This window comes from Wolbachia endosymbiont (group A) of Yponomeuta plumbellus (genome assembly GCF_947251575.1).
In the GTDB taxonomy this organism is placed as follows: Bacteria; Pseudomonadota; Alphaproteobacteria; order Rickettsiales; family Anaplasmataceae; genus Wolbachia; species Wolbachia pipientis.
On sequence record NZ_OX366353.1, the window covers coordinates 931,258 to 949,736 of the forward strand.

The 18,479-nt window shown below is 33.6% G+C and carries 11 protein-coding genes; all 11 read right to left on the reverse strand.

The window, feature by feature from the left end; all coding sequences use genetic code 11:
* Positions 1-247: 247 nt before the first annotated feature.
* The 11 genes from OPR39_RS04590 to OPR39_RS04640 all read right to left on the reverse strand — a co-directional run bounded on the left by OPR39_RS04590 (position 248) and on the right by OPR39_RS04640 (position 18,347).
* Positions 248-2,788 (reverse strand): ankyrin repeat domain-containing protein, encoded by a 2,541-nt coding sequence (locus OPR39_RS04590; protein ID WP_265039441.1) that lies wholly within the window; start codon positions 2,786-2,788, stop codon positions 248-250.
* Complete coding sequence (locus tag OPR39_RS04595) at positions 2,776-4,089, reverse strand: ankyrin repeat domain-containing protein (RefSeq protein WP_265039238.1); 1,314 nt, start codon at positions 4,087-4,089, stop codon at positions 2,776-2,778. The genes OPR39_RS04590 and OPR39_RS04595 overlap by 13 nt, the downstream gene beginning before the upstream one ends.
* A complete protein-coding gene (locus OPR39_RS04600) occupies positions 4,086-7,517 on the reverse strand; it encodes a hypothetical protein (protein WP_265039239.1) in 3,432 nt (1,143 codons plus the stop codon). The genes OPR39_RS04595 and OPR39_RS04600 overlap by 4 nt, the downstream gene beginning before the upstream one ends.
* Complete coding sequence (locus OPR39_RS04605; protein ID WP_265039242.1) at positions 7,517-9,616, reverse strand: hypothetical protein; 2,100 nt, start codon at positions 9,614-9,616, stop codon at positions 7,517-7,519. Before OPR39_RS04605 ends, OPR39_RS04600 begins: the two co-directional genes overlap by 1 nt.
* 14 nt (positions 9,617-9,630) lie before the next feature.
* Positions 9,631-10,731 (reverse strand): hypothetical protein, encoded by a 1,101-nt coding sequence (locus OPR39_RS04610; protein ID WP_265039244.1) that lies wholly within the window; start codon positions 10,729-10,731, stop codon positions 9,631-9,633.
* A gap of 32 nt (positions 10,732-10,763) precedes the next feature.
* Positions 10,764-12,119 carry a hypothetical protein gene (locus tag OPR39_RS04615; RefSeq protein ID WP_141456899.1) on the reverse strand — a complete coding sequence of 452 codons (1,356 nt, stop codon included), beginning with the start codon at positions 12,117-12,119 and terminating at the stop codon, positions 10,764-10,766.
* A gap of 605 nt (positions 12,120-12,724) precedes the next feature.
* On the reverse strand, positions 12,725-14,842 hold the full coding sequence (locus OPR39_RS04620) for a DUF1631 domain-containing protein (protein ID WP_265039247.1): 2,118 nt from the start codon (positions 14,840-14,842) through the stop codon (positions 12,725-12,727).
* Positions 14,842-16,833: a hypothetical protein gene (locus OPR39_RS04625; protein WP_265039249.1), complete on the reverse strand. Its 1,992-nt coding sequence runs from the start codon at positions 16,831-16,833 to the stop codon at positions 14,842-14,844. The genes OPR39_RS04620 and OPR39_RS04625 overlap by 1 nt, the downstream gene beginning before the upstream one ends.
* A 30-nt stretch (positions 16,834-16,863) precedes the next feature.
* Positions 16,864-17,612, reverse strand: a protein-coding gene (locus tag OPR39_RS04630; RefSeq protein WP_265039251.1) for an IS5 family transposase whose coding sequence is annotated in 2 segments (ribosomal slippage) — positions 16,864-17,417 and positions 17,417-17,612 — 750 coding nt in all. Because the reading frame shifts where the segments join, the coding sequence is not laid out codon by codon here.
* A gap of 235 nt (positions 17,613-17,847) precedes the next feature.
* On the reverse strand, positions 17,848-17,997 hold the full coding sequence (locus OPR39_RS04635; RefSeq protein ID WP_265039253.1) for a hypothetical protein: 150 nt from the start codon (positions 17,995-17,997) through the stop codon (positions 17,848-17,850).
* 53 nt (positions 17,998-18,050) lie between these two features.
* Positions 18,051-18,347, reverse strand: a complete 297-nt coding sequence (locus OPR39_RS04640) for a hypothetical protein (protein WP_265039255.1) — start codon at positions 18,345-18,347, stop codon at positions 18,051-18,053.
* Between the last annotated feature and the right edge of the window lie 132 nt (positions 18,348-18,479).

Below are 18,479 nucleotides of genomic sequence, written 5' to 3' on the forward strand. Positions count from 1 at the left end.
GCTATAAAGATAGCACACAGAATTATATAAATTACTATCATAACGTTACCCAAACTTCTACATCAAAGCTACGTGCTGTAAGCTCAATATGGAAAACACATCAAACATTTAGCATTTAATGTCTACTTCATCCATTTTAGTATTAGGATCATCAAACTTGCTACTGGTTTCCCTAATTATTTTGGCTACCCTCACTTTAAATTTTCCACTACTTGGCATATTATAGCTCCACCCCTTATATTATAACTTACCTATTGAGATTACCTCCAAGTTTGGTTACTCCTATCTCAGAAAGACAAGTTGATACTTCTGAATGGCTGTGAACTGAAGCATTACTTAAATAACTTTGAGGCTCTAAACTCATCTGCTGTTTTTTTGTACCATCAACTTCTAATGTACTATCTCTGTTGTGTAATATCTGCTCTATTGATTGATTTAGCAGACCCTTATTAAATTGAGCTATAAACTTTTCAAATTTCTTCGGACTTAATTTACCAGGGCACCCTGCTTCCCTACCAGGACATGCTTTCTCTACATACAATTTTAAAATCCCTGAAATTTCATTAAATTTACCACTCATGACTTTTCTAGTAATCTCTTTCTGCATTCCCATATAATCAATATTTAACCGGTGCATTGATATGCCACTTTTTAATGCAGCTTGCTCTACTACTTTCTCAAATCCCTTTGTAATATTGAGTGCATATCCCTGTGCCTCTAGTGGAGATATAGACTGATCTGCTGTAGAAATATACTTTTGACCTTTAACCTTTCTAATTAATAAGTCAAGTAACATTATCGTACCGTTTACATCCATTTTTGCATCAACTTGTGAGATTGAATTTGTAGTATTTGATGTTCCCGCAGGTAATTCAGCTTGAGAATAAAACAATTCACCTATAAAATTCTTTACTGAACCAAACAAAGAAGATGGTCTTGTGCTACTACTTGCTGCTATTTCAGGTTGACCACTTGAATCTATAGCAAGAAGATTACGTGATAAGTGACTACGATGATGATCATGATCTCCATGGTGATGACGGCGTTTACGTTGTGCAGGTTTTTCTCTTTCTTCCTTGAGCTTTTGTTCTAAATATTCCACAATATTATTGTGCCCCTTGTCTTTTGCAATATCTAGAGGTGTTTTACCACTACTATCTTTAGTACCAATATTAGCACCATTATTTATAAGATGCTGCAATGTATCTAAATGACCACCCCAAGAAGCCAAGTGTAGTGGCGTCTCGCCATTTTTATCAGCTTCGTTAATACTTGCTCCTCTCATGAGAAAAAGTTGTATAACCTCTTCATCATTGCTCTCAGCAGTAGTGTATGTAGAACCTCTACCATATACATCTTGAATATCCTTATGATTATTCATAACAGCAAAGTGCATAGGAGTCCTGCCAAGTATATCCTTAGCATTCACATTAGCTCCTTTATTAACCAATAACTTAGCAATATCTGAATGACCTTTCAATGCAGACCAGTGTAGTAATGTGCAGCCATATTTATCAGCAACATTAACGCTACCTTCTCCCTCAACAATAAGCTTAACTGTGTCCAAATTACCTTCCCAAGCAAAATAATATGCACCATGCCTATCTTCGCCTCCATTAATACCTTTAGCAATAAGACTATTAATTGTCTTTAGATCATCTTCACTTTTCACAGTAAGTAACAATTCTTTATCTAAGTATGCCTGCCTCAAAATCTTGATTATACTTGAGTCTGCAACATCTAGAGGAGTTCTATCATTATTATCTTTAGCATCGATATCAGCATCTTTACTTATAAGATACTTCACAATATCTAAATGATGAAAAGACTGTGAAGCATAATGTAGAGGAGTTTTATCATCATTATCTTTAATATTAATATTAGCACCTTGATTTACAAGATCTTTTACTTTATTAAAATCACCATCTTGTACCGCAGCCAACAATTGTTCATTCAGTATTTGTTGTAAACAACCTACAACATCATTGTGTTTTTGATCAGTAGCAACATCTAAAGGTGTTTTACCGTCCTTGTCTTTAGCATTAATATCTGCTCCCTTACTTATAAGATACTCTACTACATCCAGATGACCACTCCAAGAAGCCGAATGCAATGGTACCTGCCCATCATTATCTCTTAGATTAACATCAACTTTTCCTTCATCTACAAAATACTTTACCACATCTAGCTTACCATTGTAAGCAGCATAGTGTAGGGGAACTCTACCGCCATTATCTCTGATTTCTAAAATATTTTTTGCATTTGCTACAAAATACTTTACTATATCCAGATTACCACCATAAGCAGCAGAATGCACAACGGTCATCCCATCACTATACTTAACATTCAAGCTAGCCCCTTGATTTACAAGATCTCTAACCTCATCAAAATTACTATATTGTGCTGCGATCAGTAATTCTTGATCTAGTTGGACTTGTTTTAAATATTCTATAACATCATCGTGTTTTTGGTCAGTAGCGGCATCCAGCGATGTCTTACCACCTTTGTCCTGAGCATTAATGTCAGCTCCCTTTTCTACAAGATACTTTACTACACCCAAGTGACCATTCCAAGAAGCGCAGTATAGTGGTGTTCGACCATATCTATCAACATCATCGATGCTCATTCCCTTGCTGAGAAAAAATTCTATAATGTTTGTATTATTATTTTCAGCAGCAACATGTATAGGTTTCCTACCAAAAATATTCTCAGCATTAATATCAGCTCCCTTCTTGACTAATGATCTAGTATCATTTAACTGACCTTCCCATGCAGCTAAGTGTAGCAGTGTCCAACCATTTTCATCCTTAGAATTAACATCAACATTTTCTCCAAATGACTATTCACAGAAATATTGCAAATAGAAGGCTCTATTACGCTTTGATTAAAACTAAAAGCTCCGCCATTATTGTCTCTAGAGCCAGTACCTGTACTCTGGCTTCTACCTTTTCTTATAGTAGATCCACAATCTTCAATCTTCCATACACCTTGTGTAACCTCGCCCCCTGGAATCCAAGTGAATACGCTTCTTCTATCTTTGTCATGTTTAGCATAATCAGCAGCATATAAATATTCATTATGCTCAATATTCCTTATACTACATTTATCACCCTTAGGCTCAATCTTCCACACACCTTGTGTGACCTGCCCACCTGGAATCCAAGTAAATACCATTCGTCTATCATTATCATAATTAAAATAGTTACCAGCGGCATATAAATGTTCATAAAACTCAACATTTACTATACGAAAGCTATCACCATCAGGCTGAATCTTCCATACACCTTGTTTATCATTTTTCCCAGGAATCCAAGTAAACGCTCTCCTCCTTTCTGTGTCATAATTAAAACAATCAACAGCAGCATATAAATATTCATTGTGATAAGTATTTTTAATACATACTTTTGACGCAAATACTATATTCTTCACTGATTCTGGTAATTTACTTTTTAGCCTTTCAAGATCAGATCTTTTTTCTGAATCAAGATTAGCATAGTTATCAGAACTCACTATCTCTTTAATAGAGTAAGATAGCTTAAATATTCCACTATTATTTAAATCGTTATTTCTCTGCATTATGTTAAACACAGCCACATAACCTGATATACGCTGACTAATATCACCATGACTTTGTACACAACTTAATATTTTTTTTATGTCTAGTTTTCCATACACATCATTTATAACTCCTTTAATTATATCATCAAACAACTTCCCATCTGATCTATAAATTTCATCAGCAAGTTTATTAACTGAACTATATCCATTATGCAACATGCCATCCTTTAGCTTCTCTTTTGCTACACTTTTTATTGAATATCTTAACTTCTCTACAAAAAACTCTGCCCATCTTTTTACATTAGGTGCAGTATCTGCTTGGTTAATAATTTCGTTCTTTACGCCCTCAACTACTCCCATCACCTTATATGGATCATTATTTTTAACCTCAATATTCATGTTCCTATCAAAAAAAAATTTGACCATATCTAGGTCACCACTATAAGCGGCTACACGCAGAGGAGTTCTACCATTATTATCTTTAGCTCCAATATCAGCACCTTGATCCACAAGAAACTTAGCTATATTCAAATTGCCTTGCTGAGCGGCCCAGTGCAGGGGATGGATGTCTTTATCTTTAACACTAAATGCTTCCTATCAAAAAGAATTTCTACTATGTCCAGCCTACCTGCTTGAATAGCAACGTACAAAGGTGTTAATTCATGCCTACTTTCAATATTAATACTTTCAATTTTTCTAATTAAATCTTTAGCTTCATTAATATTATCTCGCACTATAGCATCAAAGATTTGCTCCTTTAATAAAGTCACTTTCTCCTTATTAAAGTCCTCTATAATATCTTCTGAATTACAAGCAGAGAATATGCATTCCGCATTAGAAACCATTGTATCATTAAAAGCGAACATCATTTCTCTTGCAGGCTGATAATTACTCCAATTCTCCACTTTTGCAATGGTACTATTTCCATATGATAGCACTAAACTATCATCAACAATCTCCATATCAAAACCCAATATAGACTTATCTCTAAAATCAACCAACCCAACATCATTCTTGTCAATAGGTTGATTATGATAAATCTGTAATCCTTGTTCATCTGGCTGATAGTATCTGAAAGAGTTAGGATCCATCTCTACATGCTCAAGCTTTAAATTTGTACTGTCAATTTTATAAAGCTTATTGTTCATTTGTAATACAATTTGCTGATGCTCTGGACTTTTAAAGTAATCAACTAAACCAATAGACAAAGACCACTTAGTACCTTTGCTATCAAGTACTGTAATATCTTTTATCTCTAAACTGTCCTCTGTAAGGTCAGAGATTGATTTGTTATAACATTCATTTATATAACTCCTTTCACCTTCTTCTATACCTATACTATCAATATCTGTTACATTCAACCCAGCAAAATCAATAATATTGTAAGGTACGTTCTGATAAGGCACTGCTTTGCTTTTTATTTTTAAATTAAGTCTTATGGGGAATAACGAGATTTCGTGATTTAATGTATCTGGTAGTCTGATAACATACTGATGTTGCCCTTTTTCTCCTTCTACCGTCACATCTTGATAGTGATTACATGCTACCATATAGCGATCATAATTAAGGCTTCCTCCATTATTATGATATTTCTGATAACTACTTGTAACATCAGAATTATTATAGCTAAAATCAACAACTACCTGACCTGAGTACATATCAGCAATTATCACTTTTTCACTAGGTATTCCCATGTGATTTTTGATGACTTCTATTTGAGATATTGGTATGTCCAAATTACTCTTACTAGCAATATCTTTTGCAATTTGGTAAGTGCTAGGCAATTCTTGACCTAGAATACTTGCTTGTATAAATGCTTTTAACTTCTTTTCACTATCCTGTATAACTTCTCCACTAATATCATTGCCTGAATTTTTCAACTTTTGATACCTAATATCCTCCGCCGTATCAAACAAAGACTTGTCTTGTATTGCAACAGATTCTGTTACTCCACTACAGTTTACTTGAATTATTAGATTTTTAAAATCATCGATTTTAGTACTTGAAACAATACTTTGTGTATCATTAGCTAAAAGATCTAAGCTATAGCCGACCTTTTCTATATCTTCACTTATTCCCCACTGTGTGATATTAGCAACTTGAACACTTATTACGTCAATATTCCCCTTTATTTTTCCTGTACTGCCTAAATCACTTACTATCCTAGCACTATCACTGTTTTCATTAATAATAAACACTGTTTGCTTCAATCCTCTGTGATGTACATTTTCTTTGTTGACCACTCTAACTTCATAATCTTTATCTGTGCAGTTAGATGAATTTTGCCAAACTTCCGCGTTTTTTACATTAATTAATCTCGTTTCACAGTGAGTAGTAATATTTTGCTTGTTGTCAGAGTTAGATACATAGTTATATGTGTTAACCAATCTTATGTTATTACTATTACCATAACGTATAGTTCCACTATGCAAATTTGCAGCGATATTATTAGCTTTAGCATTCATTACTAGAGTATTTTCTTTTCCTGCTCCACCTTTGAGGGTACCAGACATAGAATTATTAATAATAAAAATAGTTTCATTGTTTTTAGAGCCAATATAACGTATATTACTACCCTCTGGAATATGCATTACTGCTGGATAATTTGCAGCTGCTGTCAATGTTTTCGGTCCTGAAATGTATAATACTGATCCTTTAGGAAAGGTTTGCTTTTTTGTATTACTAGGATCTTTTATTGTTGGACTAGTAAAAATAAAAGGTTCACCTGAGAGAGTAAAGCTCTCTTGACAGTTTCTATAGGTTTTGCCAGTATTGCAAGGCATATATACCTTATCCAAAGCGTAGGGCCGGAATATACGTTGTTCATTAATTATACCACTACATTGATGTTGTGGTATTAAATGTCCTGATGGGGCCATTACGACTCTCAGCCCGCTATTGTACTCGTCTTGAGTTATATGGGGAAGGTACTTTGCCTCTTTACTAATCAAATAAACTTTTTTCTTTTCTTGTTTTGCAAGAAACTCTTCATATTCTTTAGTACTCTTAAATCTTGTAGCGCCTATGTCATCCAGCTGATAAAATTCTAAGTAGAGAGGTCTAGATATATTTAATGAAGATAAATCAGTTTTTATATTAGAAGTTACATCAAAGGAGATGCCATCATATTTTTTTTCTAATTCACACTCCCACACAGTATTGCAACCAATCCCGCTACCCATACAAATGGCCCTTTCTTTAATGGTAGTAATTACCTCATGGTACTTTTCCTGAATGGAAGAAACATATTGTACAACTGCAGCTATATTAGGGTCAGAATTAAGGTAATTTATGGCATTGCTTTTCACAGTATTTAAATAACCCTTTATCCTTATATAGTCTTCGTATATTGCTTTTTCGGAATTTGAAAAAAATATTTTAGTACGATCGATATTAGATATAGGAATTTGTGCTGCTATTGCTTGCGCTTCCATTGTTCTACTGTATAAGGACTGATGCAATGAAAACACAATATCAGGAACCATAGTAAATACTGACATCCTACCTAAAACTTTGCCTGCAGCAGATAACCCTCTTAAAATCTTAGTAGTAGCACTTACACTTTTTATTGTAAAACTAACTCCTGCACTTATAGGCCTTATACTCATGCTTGCTAGTTTTATACCACTACTAGCTGTCCAATAATAATTTAGTGGATGATGATTACCTTGAGCTATTTCGTTTATACTATATCCAAATTGATAAGCAATAGTTGCAAATGTAATACTTTGAACTATAGGATTACTGATAATCTTAACAAACGTTTGACGTACAGGCTGTGGTACCTTACTAATCAATTTTCCCACTTTACTATTAGGAGAAATACTTACGCTTGTCCTAACATCATCCATAGCATCTAGTATACCATTGATACCAAATACTTGCTTTAAAGCATTATTATCATGTCGTCCAAGTGTTGCTGTATCACTTATACTATCAAGCAAGTCATATATAGCCATCATGGAAAAAACTTTCCACCTTTTGCTCCTTTTATTTTCGCTGAATCAAATTTATCACGATCAAATGCAATTCCTTTTTCTTGAAGGCTGCTTTCTACATTACTAATATAATCTGCAAAAACTTTTTCACCAAGATCATCAAAATGATTTTTAAACGTATCAAAAGTATCTTCCCTAACACCTTTTGCTAGCAAGTTCTGTTTAATTTCCTCTACAATATTAGAGTAATCTTGATTAGTTTGAACATCACCTATATCTTCAATGTATTTTTTATTCTCTAACAACTGCTTATCATTTGATAGTTGATGTAATTTATTATGAATTTTCTCTCTTTCTGCATCTGTAGTAAAATTTTTAATTATATCATCGAATTTTACTTCATAGCCATCGATGCTTAAATAATACTCAATATTTTGTCCTTTTATTTTTTCTTTTATAACGCGATCCTTATCTCTGCCTACTTTTACTAAGATCTCAATACCATCACTATAATCATCTACAAAATATCTTTCTGCATTCTTCATTTCTATAATATCACCTATTATCAATTTTTTATCATTACCATTGTTATCTTTTACTTTTACATATACATCAGTCCTATCAGCATTGCCTATCATATCAAACACTTGCTCACGACCTATATCTACAATTTCATTAGTTAAATCCTTAGCATTATCAATATCAAATAGCTCTTTAACACGTTGCTTTTTTTCTTCCTTTGTAACCTTTTCTTCATCACGTGAATCTATGCATGGTATACCTATATCACGTCTTTTTCTTGTTGCACATTGGCTAAAACTAAAAATGGAGCTATGAACTACCTTAACAGGAGTAAATTCATCTTTACTTACTAAAATAAGAGAATTTGTATTACTCGCCCCTTTGTCAAAAATAACACCCATAAAAGCAACTTTGTTGCCATCTGTAAGCGTTTTATAAGTAACACCTTTTGTATACTCTTTAGTTATTTGATTATTTGCTTCTGTTATTAATGCATCAGCTGTCTTACCTTCCCTTGGTCCTTTAACCTCCAATCCTACCGGATCATACTCTTTAGCACTGCTGGCTTGGTTTGCAAACTTAATACCATGAACTAGCATATCAATGCGTTTTCCCCTACCTGTTTGAAACTCTGTTAATATTAACGCTCTATCTTCTTGTTGTGGTTCTCCTAGCTTGATATCACTATAATGGTCAAATGCTCCATGCAATACTGCCTGAGTATGTGCTTCTTTTTCTATTAAACCTTTAAGAGGTAATATTGCCTCGCCTACTTTGCCAAATAACTTCTTGTACTTACCTATTGATGAAGATTGATCTTGTAAAGAAGCAAGCTGAGATACTAGTACTTCATCAAATGTTTTCTTAAAATCCTTAGGATAAGGAATATCTTTAAAATTACCTTCAAATTTATTAGTTTCTCTTCTATTATACTGCTCTAGGGAAACGGATTCTCCCACTTCCACGCTAAAATACTCTTTAAATTTTGATTTTTTCTTAATGTTAAAATTAAGATTTAGTTCAACTATTTTTCTTTCTCCTATTTCTTGCTGAAGTCGATCAAGAGGAATTCCCTTGTTCATCACATTAGCTCTTCCATCTGTTTCAATAATATTCATTACACAAACTGATTTTTGAGCATTGCTTGGAATAAATACCATTGTTACAGCTCCATGGCTTTGATCCAAGTGAGATGGTTGACCGGCTCCTTGCCCTTTACTTTTCTGATCTTTAAGACGTTGAGATTTAGGTTCAGGTTGAGCTTCGGTAGGTATATTTTCACCGTAAATAAAAACATGCTTTTCAAAATTGCTATTTAAAACCTTAACTTCATTTAACAATAATGATTGTCCTAGCAAAAACCTGCTAAAATAATGATTATCTCCCTTTTCTCCTGTACCAGGAAATGTATGATAAATACGCTCTATATTATTTTGAATTCGCTCTTTCAACTCTCCTTTATCAATTTTACGATTATTGTGCTCATTAATAGATACCAATACCTCATCAAAAAGAGGAGTAATTTCTTGATCACGTGATTTAGCAACAATATTCGAAACAGGAGATGGATGATCAAGGTTTACACCAACGCATAGCATGTCATTTGCAGTAGTTAAATTCTCATTACATTCGGTTGAAAACCTTTCGTGTAATCCTCAGCTTGCTTTAAAGCAGCTGCTGGTGTAGTTTTACTCTTTTCTCCTATTTTACCTTCTTTTAACTCTGCTTTAGTAGCAGCCTTCATCTCTATAATAATAGGAATAGCATTTAATGATCTATCCTTACCACGAGGTACCAGAACAATATCAGCATAACCCCTTCCTGCAAATTGCTCTAGATAAACTCTAAGATTATGTCTATAGCGAAAATTTACAAGAACACCTGCTACAAACCCATGATGCGCTGCTTCTCGTGTTCCTTGAGCATAGGTAAGTGAATTCTTATATTCAGAGTGAATTTTACTAACTTTTTTTAGAATATTTTCAACAGGTTCTTTCACTTTTTTTACATCAGGATTAGTCAGCTTCGCTATATCACTTTCTGGATTACTCCACAACCCTCCTCTTACCTCATGAAAACCTTTGCTAACAGCAGAATTAAGTACTCTCGTATCTATTACTTCGACATTAATACCCTCTTTGTTAATATTATTTCTGGAAATATGTATTAACCTAAAGTCCATTTCTAATACAGAATCTATCGGACCTTTAAATGCATCTTTTATATCTTGAGCTTCAGCTTGTATACTTTTGCCTTTAGGTGGAGTAAGACATTTCTTCAATATCTCTACCAGATCACCTGAAGTAAACTTACAGTTTTTATTATCAGAGTTATGCTCTGAAATAGAAATTAATTTTACATGCTTTTTAACGTCTTCATAAGATTGTATTTTATCATTACTAATAACAGCTACTTTTAATGTACCTGAATCAAATCTAAAATACATTTTTTTAATCTTCAGACTTTTCGCAATTTCTGTATCTATCAAAGTAGAAAAACTTCCTAAAAAGAAATGAGGAAAAAATCCTTCTTTACCTACTGAATGTAAATATGATGGAATTTGATCGATATATGACTGAAACCTTGCTTTGAAAGATTCAAAATCACTTCCTTGTTGAGTTGAAGTACTTGGGCTAGCTCCTGCATTTGAACCTGCTTCTCGAATTAATAGTTCTATTAACTCAAAATCTTGTGTTCTTTCTTCGTTCGGCATAAAACTCCCTGTTAATATATAACTTTTTTTATTTACTTAGACTGGCTATGTGTTTTTCTAACTTCCACTTCAGTTAGATCACCACTTGGGCCAGGTATATTTTTGGGATTAAGTTCTTCATCAGCAGACTTACCATATGCCAAAAACCTATTTAATGAGTTACTATCTTCCTTCCCTAATAATATAGAACGTATATGATCTTTTTTAGAATCCATAAACTCCTTGATTTGCCTAGAATTAGCCTTATCTAACATTGCCCACACTGGCTCCATATAACCCTTCTCAATCAAAGGCACTAAAAATCTTCCTTGAAAGAAAGAATCATTCATCATTTCTTTTTCCAATATCAAAACACAATGATCATCAAAACCCCTCTTTTTCCACATGTGCGTGAAAACATTTACACCTTCATCTAAATAACACTCCGGACAGTCTCTTGTCATGGACTTTACCCAGAGACGGTAATCATCTTCTTTAACATCACTTGGTTCTAAACAATCAAATAATTCTTGAAATTTACCAAAGTTGAGTATATCAATCATAACGTTTAAAGAACCATAATAACCATTCTTCTCTAAATCTCTTTTCAAGAGCTCTCGATATCTATCAGGATTTATCTGATTAAGGAAGAACTCGAATATATCAGGGTAAACGCGAAAATTAGGTCCTGCCGTATAAGCTGCATTTTTCATCAAGATCTCATCTTTCTTCTGAGCACTTAATTCACCTGCAGGCAATGATTTTATCTTATTCCAAAAGAATTCCACTGCTTCTACTTTTCTACGATCTATAGCGCAGTAAAGCCCATACTCATATGGATGACGACCTCTTAAATCCAATTTATCGAGATACCCACTAATGAAATGTGACCAAAACTGAGCTAAAGGACCTTCTCCACAACACCTAACTAAGTGACTATATTCAAGCAAACTGTCATTACCTTGGGCAGACAACTCCTCCTTTCTTTCCTCAAATATAGCTCGTATTTCATCTTCCAAGCAACACTCACATGCAATCTGATATCTTTTTTCTCTAATAAAGGGATTATCTGAATCTGGTGGTGCAATAAGCTTTTTACCTACCATTTGTCTATTAAGCTTAACTCCGTGCAAGCCACTTACTTCTTTCCAAGACTGCTTGTCAGATAGTACTTGTGCAAGAAAATTGTACCACTTTTTACCAATCTTTGTGATTAAACCCCAATGTGCATAGCACCAGCGTTCAATTTGGAGGAGCTTAGATGCCTTGTAAGGATCATCCTCCTTAATAGATGAAAATAAAACTTCCGGAATATCTCCACGGTCCATAATTACCCCTCTTTGCAAATGATGAAAAAATACTTTGATTCTTAACCCTCTCACGTACCATAATGAACTAGCCTCTATCATACTCTAGGCATATTACTCTGTCTTTACAACTTGTCAATCATGATTTTAGAAATTTTTCCAACCCAAAGTAATTTCCGATGAAAGACTCTTAACAGGATCAATTTGTTTTTATATTTTATTTTTATCATACGCTTGTTAATTCTTTCGAAAGTAAAATGCTATTAATTTAGTGACGTACTTTATTAAAAATCAAATAATATAACCAATTTCCAGCGCTCAAAATCAAAGTCGGTGAGAATTGTTCTTTTTGGAATGTATTGGTCTACCACGTGATGCATGCGAACTTTTTAATATAGTAATTTCGTTATACGCTAAAACTAGCCACATTAGACCATTTCATCCATATCTACATACGAACTGTTTTACCCAATTTTGTTGCAAAGATTTCAAGCTTCTATTTTTATAACCTTATTTTACGCAGCTTGTTCTCACAAATATACGATCTTTTTTGTAATTTTAGAAAGAGTCAATAATTGAATTTTTTGTGATGCTAAATGAGAGAACCTTTTGAAAATATTCTACCAATAAAAAAGCTTGTATCTCCTACCTAGCGCTCTCTCTTGCATACTTGAAAAAAACACTCAAAAAGGGAACGTTCAAAAAACTTATACACCAGCCCCACTACCTTTCCCAATTCCTGCACTTGCACCTTGGCTTACATTCACATCATCCAAAACAGTATCTGGATCGACTCCCATTCTTCTTAACATCTCTTCAAGTTTAGCTGTCCTTTGCTCTGCCCTTTGTCTTGCTTGATCTGATTGTTCTCTACTTTGTTCTGATGCTCTAGTTCTAACTTCTATTTCTTCTATGCGCCTCCTTATATCATTTGATTCTTCTATTGCTTTTTTTGTTCTTTTCTTTTCTTTTTCAAAAAAGGTTTCTTTTTTCTCAAACTTTTTTTCAAGCAACTCTGTTAACTGATTTAGCGCAAAAACTGATATACTTCCTATTTCTCTCCTTTTTGGATTGCCACCGTTGTAATACTGACCTACCACCTCTTGTAACCCTTTGCCATTTTCCTTATTATAATAATAATTTACCATAAGGTTTGCAAATTTGAATAATTCCTGACACGAGAGCTTTTTTATATACTCCTTACTTATTTCAGTAAATTCAGTTTCATCTGCTCCTAACACAAATTTCTGTTGCTCAAAAAAATTACCATTGAAGCTACCACTCAAACTGAAACAACTCTCTATATTTTCGCACAACTTGATTATCAATTTGCAGTACGCATTTATCAAATCAGCATACTCCAATATTGGCTCTACAAATATTTCGTCAGGTTGTACTTTATCTTTCTTGTAACTCTTTAATATTTTGTATTGTGTTTCACCCTCTCTTAATAACTTACCCACTTCTAACTTTATTATCTCCAACTCTTTACAATTTTTACACTCCTTACTTAACGATTTTAGATTTTCTATCCAAATCTCTTCATAGAATTTTTGATACTCTTCATTACGTTGTTCAAATTTCTTTCTTATCCCTTTTGTTGAGTCAAGAATGTTTCTTGCTTCTCTTATAGACATTTCCTTATTAAGTATCTTTTTCACAAAACCTAAGTTATTTTTTAATGGCTTTATATAGTGTTCTCTTACTTCTTCCAAATATTGATTCCTTGATTCCATTAACCTTCCTTCTTCCCAATACGCTATATAATGCAACTTATTACATGCAGCTATATTGATTATCTTAAATAAATCTTGACCGCTATTAATTAGATTGACTGAAATTTCTCCAAATAATCTATATATGTAACCATACCCTTGCTTTTCTTTCATTACATAATCATGTACATTATTTAGTGCTTTCAGTATTGCATTAATTCTCTGTTGCATACTATTTGCATTTTGTATATCTGCTTGTACATCTGGATGATACTTTAATGACAGTCTCTTAATATCATTAATTCTATCCTTAGCATATCTATTGTGTTCTTCTTTACTCTTTTTACCCGCTTCTACATCTTTCAGGCTTATATCAAGATTCATCAGTAACCATTTTAATTCAAATGACTCCAGTGCTTCGTTTAAAGTGGTATTAGAATCATTATCAATGTTATTACTTAAAATAACTGCCCTAATCAGACTACTAAACTTATCTGCTATTGCTAGCGTTCCTACTTCTGCAGTATTTCTACTAGTAAGATAAGAATATCCAGCTGCTAATCCTGCTATACCACCTATTGTTACTCCTATCTCCAATGCCGTAAATGTCTTAGCTCCTAATACTCTTTTTCCTATATCTTTCCCAGCATCTAGCACGCATCCCTCCTTTGTTAACTGTTGATAATTGTGAATATATCCATATTTAACAATATACCATTGATGTATTATCACATTTGTAAATACACTAAGCACTAACCTCTGCAAAAAAGAGTAGCTATCGTAATTTATCGCTCTTTCCCACTGTTCTTTAGTAAGCTCAAGATCTTTGATTTTCTTGCTCCATGGCCACCACCAATAAACTCTCATTTCACCAAATGCTTCAAGTAACATCAGGCATTCGTTTTTTGATACCTCACCATCTTTATTCTTTTGTAGTAGTACCTTAGAATCAAAACCCTTTTGTTTGCATAAGTGCTCAAATAAATTAGGACCAAACTCCCATAAAAGTACCCGATATTTTCTATGTTCAGAAAAACGTCTAATTATATTGTTTTGCCATAAAGGTAAACTAACACTACCAAATGTATATTCAGGAAAAATTGGCTCCATTAATTTCTTCCAATTCCTGCACTTGCACCTTGGCTTACATTCACATCATCCAAAGCAGTATCTGGATCGACTCCCATTCTTCTTAATATCTCTTCAAGTTTAGCTGTCCTTTGCTCTGCCCTTTGTCTTGCTTGATCTGATTGTTCTCTACTTTGCTCTGATGCTCTGTTGCTAGCTTCTGATTCTGCTAGTCTTATACTCACTTCATCTCTCTCTGCTTTTTCTACCTCTTCAAACTTGTTTTTTGACCATTCTCCTACATCTGTACGATAATCAGGTCCTATTAATATTTCCTCCCATGCTGGACTCCAGGTTATTGTACGGGAAATATATCTACAAAACCTAGCAATATACATTGATTTAGGCAGGTCATTATAATCATATAAAAGCGTAAGAAAGTTCTTATACAACTTCTTAAGATATGGATTGTTAGATTTTCTTGCTTCCTCCTCTATCTCACTTATATAATCCACTATTACTCTATCACATCCTGTTCTTATTGCTAAGTAACCAACCTCAATACACTCATAAAGTTTAGCATATGCCTCTTCACGATCTTTTTCAGATGGCTCAGCTTTACCTACAAAGAATTCTACAATTGAACCAAAAAATGAAGTATTACGAGAATTGATATTTTCTACGCAAGTTTTCAATAGACTCATAAACTCTCTTTCACCCTGACCACCTATCTCATTTAGTAATGGCACCTTCTCCCCACTTTTTACAAAAGACCCGTCTTCGGAAGGAGTTTCTGATACTAGTTTAAGTAAATCCACTTCTTCCTTTCCTACAATCGAAAAATCAAATAGCAATTTATGAACCTTTCTCATTACTGTAAAAATCGATTTATCTATTAGAGCTTTATATTCTCCCCCCAATCTTTGCAACCTCTCCTTTATTGTAATTGATTGATTTGTTCTAGGATCTATAACACAACTTGCTAATAAAGACGCACCATTGACTATCAACACGCTTATGATATGCATACTAGGTTGATCTTTATCAGCAGCATATTCCATATACTCTTTCAAAAGTTCATGCCGATTGTTTTTCTTTACCTCTTCCTTTATTCTTTCTTTTATTATTCCAACCTTTTGCTCCTTATCTCCCTCTATGTTGTTGAATTCTTGATATAAAGGATGACATCCTTCTTCAATTGCAGCATTAAGTACGTTATCGATTAATTTATCATAAACTTCTTCAATAAATTCACCATTACGTATTCCATTCACTACTTCTTTACTAATACTGGTTAATATCGACCTTAATTTATTATCACTATCCCTTAAACCATCTAGCTTTTTTACTAGTGATTCATTACCTTCATATAGAAGACGAATTGCCTGACCATTTCTAATTCTCAACTGATATTCTTTAGTGATCTTTGTGTACATATCACCATATATTTTATTATAATGATCGGATACATCTAACTTTAATACTGGCTGCAAAGCAAGATTGCTCTTAAACGCTTCAGTAATTTCCTTTAAACACTTATTTCCTTCTGTATAATCATCGCCATCATAAGAGTAAACAAATCTTCCTGCTGGATCAAACATGTCTTGCACGTTGAATACTTGATATTTATTTTCTACAGTTTCATGCTTAAAACCCTTATATCTTTCTAGTATTTCCCTCTCCACATTTTCTAATTCTTTATTTACTTTTTCTACATCATAATTACTCGCTCTTACATCTAAAAGTTCATCAGGCTGTGCAATGTTACTTCTGGTCGGTAACCTGCCATGTATAAGACGGCCGAAGTTTTTGTCTAAAACTTGTTTTTGTGCAGCAATTATATTAATAGGCAACTGATATTTTAAAGTTTGAGTTATTCCAATAACTTTATAAGAAAGTATGGAGTGAGTAAGCCAATCTTCCCATAATTGACAATATTTAGTGCTCAATAATATCTGCAGTAACTTAGGATCATTTCTATCTATCGCTGCTTTTACCTGTTCACTAAATTGCTTGTCAAAAAAATTAGGCATACTACCTCTCTAGGCTCTGTGAACAAAATTTTAGACCAGCCATATAAGTGCTCCAACAAAATTTAAAAATCCCATAAATACTACAGCAGTCTTGTCAAAGCGAGAGAAGATGCGCCTAAAATGCTTTATTTTACCAAAGAAACACTCAATCAGATGGCGCTCTTTATAAACATGTTTGTCATACTCTCTCTGCATTTTTCGGTTTCGTTTTGGTGGAATCACAACTTTGCAACCTTTACTTTTAAGATTGGTAATAAAAGTATTACTGTCATAGCCTTTATCTGCCACTATAGTCGAGTTTGAGATATTTTCTGTTAAAGCTTCAGCTTGTGTAATGTCGTTTCTTTGTCCAGGAGTAAGCATAAATTTCAAAGGATTTCCCAGCGCATCGACAAGTGCATGAATTTTTGTAGAAAAGCCACCTCTACTGCGTCCTAAAGCCTCTTGACCTCCGGAGTTTTTCTTATATCCAGCCGAACAAGCGTGAGCACGAATAATCGTTCCATCTATCATGTGCACTTCTAAATCTGGATCTTGTGTATATTTGTACAGCCTTTCCCAAATTCCCTTTTCACACCACTTTTAAACCTTCTATGTATGCTCCTGTAATTGCCGTAAATCTCTGCCAAAAGTCTCCACTGACAACCACTGCGAACTATGTACCAAACTGCTTCCATAAATATTCTCAACCTTTTTTCATTTTTGCTGTGTATCCCTTTGATTCCTTTTAAGAATTCAAAAATTTGTTTCCATTTTGTTTCTTGTATGTAATATACCATTGGTAGTTTCTCTGTTATTCACGGTTAAACTACCTCTTTTTCCTCTTCTCTCCTACTTCTTCTCTACTTTTTTCTCACAGAAAAATTTTGTTCACAGAACCTAGCTATACAATAAGCATACCTTAACTATCATTAAACCACAAATCAACAACTTTTTTTTGCATAAATTTTTAATAAACAGAAGTGTTTTCTTTTTTGAACGTTCCCTCAGTTCTTCTTGTTACTTTTATAAACGTTACGATGCTAATCCATAAAATTTCTCCACTTGCTCACTCCACAGCATCGGTATTTCTCTTTTGAGCTTTCTCCATAACATAAGAAAAACTAACCCCTTTTTCAGCCAATACCAGGCTAGTTTTTCTTTCAATTCTGAATTTGTTTTCAACTTGAATTATCATTTCTTATTGAAACTACGTTTATGGAATTACTTAAATCATACTACACTATACTAACTTGATCAGAACTCATAAGCACTTCTTTTTGACTAGCCATAAGTTCTTGCAACCTATTTTCCTGCTCTGCAAGGCACTCAAATTTCTCTAATTCTGTATTATTATATTCAATGCATCCAAGCTTTGCTGACATCAATCCAGCTTGCTCCATACACATAAGCTCTAATAATTCTTCATCTTGGTTTGTGTGAAGCATTTTTGCTCGCTCAAGACATTCCGAATTCAATGATTCTACTTCATTTCTAATGGAGTCAATGTCTCTCAAAAAACTTATATTACTCATATAGTCCTCTATTTGAAAAAAGCAAGTTATACAATAAAGTAACTAAAATAATCTAAATTCTTGCGTCATACTTACAACTCTTTTATCAATACTGCTTTATTTCCCAACCTATTCTTTGCACTTCGAATAAAC

Coding starts and splice junctions, on each gene's coding strand:
- OPR39_RS04610 (WP_265039244.1), bottom strand. CDS start 10,731: ATGCCGAACGAAGAAAGAACACAAGATTTTGAGTTAATAGAACTATTA.
- OPR39_RS04640 (WP_265039255.1), bottom strand. CDS start 18,347: ATGAGTAATATAAGTTTTTTGAGAGACATTGACTCCATTAGAAATGAA.
- OPR39_RS04625 (WP_265039249.1), bottom strand. CDS start 16,833: ATGCCTAATTTTTTTGACAAGCAATTTAGTGAACAGGTAAAAGCAGCG.
- OPR39_RS04605 (WP_265039242.1), bottom strand. CDS start 9,616: ATGCTATGCGTTGGTGTAAACCTTGATCATCCATCTCCTGTTTCGAAT.
- OPR39_RS04615 (WP_141456899.1), bottom strand. CDS start 12,119: ATGATAGAGGCTAGTTCATTATGGTACGTGAGAGGGTTAAGAATCAAA.
- OPR39_RS04600 (WP_265039239.1), bottom strand. CDS start 7,517: ATGGCTATATATGACTTGCTTGATAGTATAAGTGATACAGCAACACTT.
- OPR39_RS04620 (WP_265039247.1), bottom strand. CDS start 14,842: ATGGAGCCAATTTTTCCTGAATATACATTTGGTAGTGTTAGTTTACCT.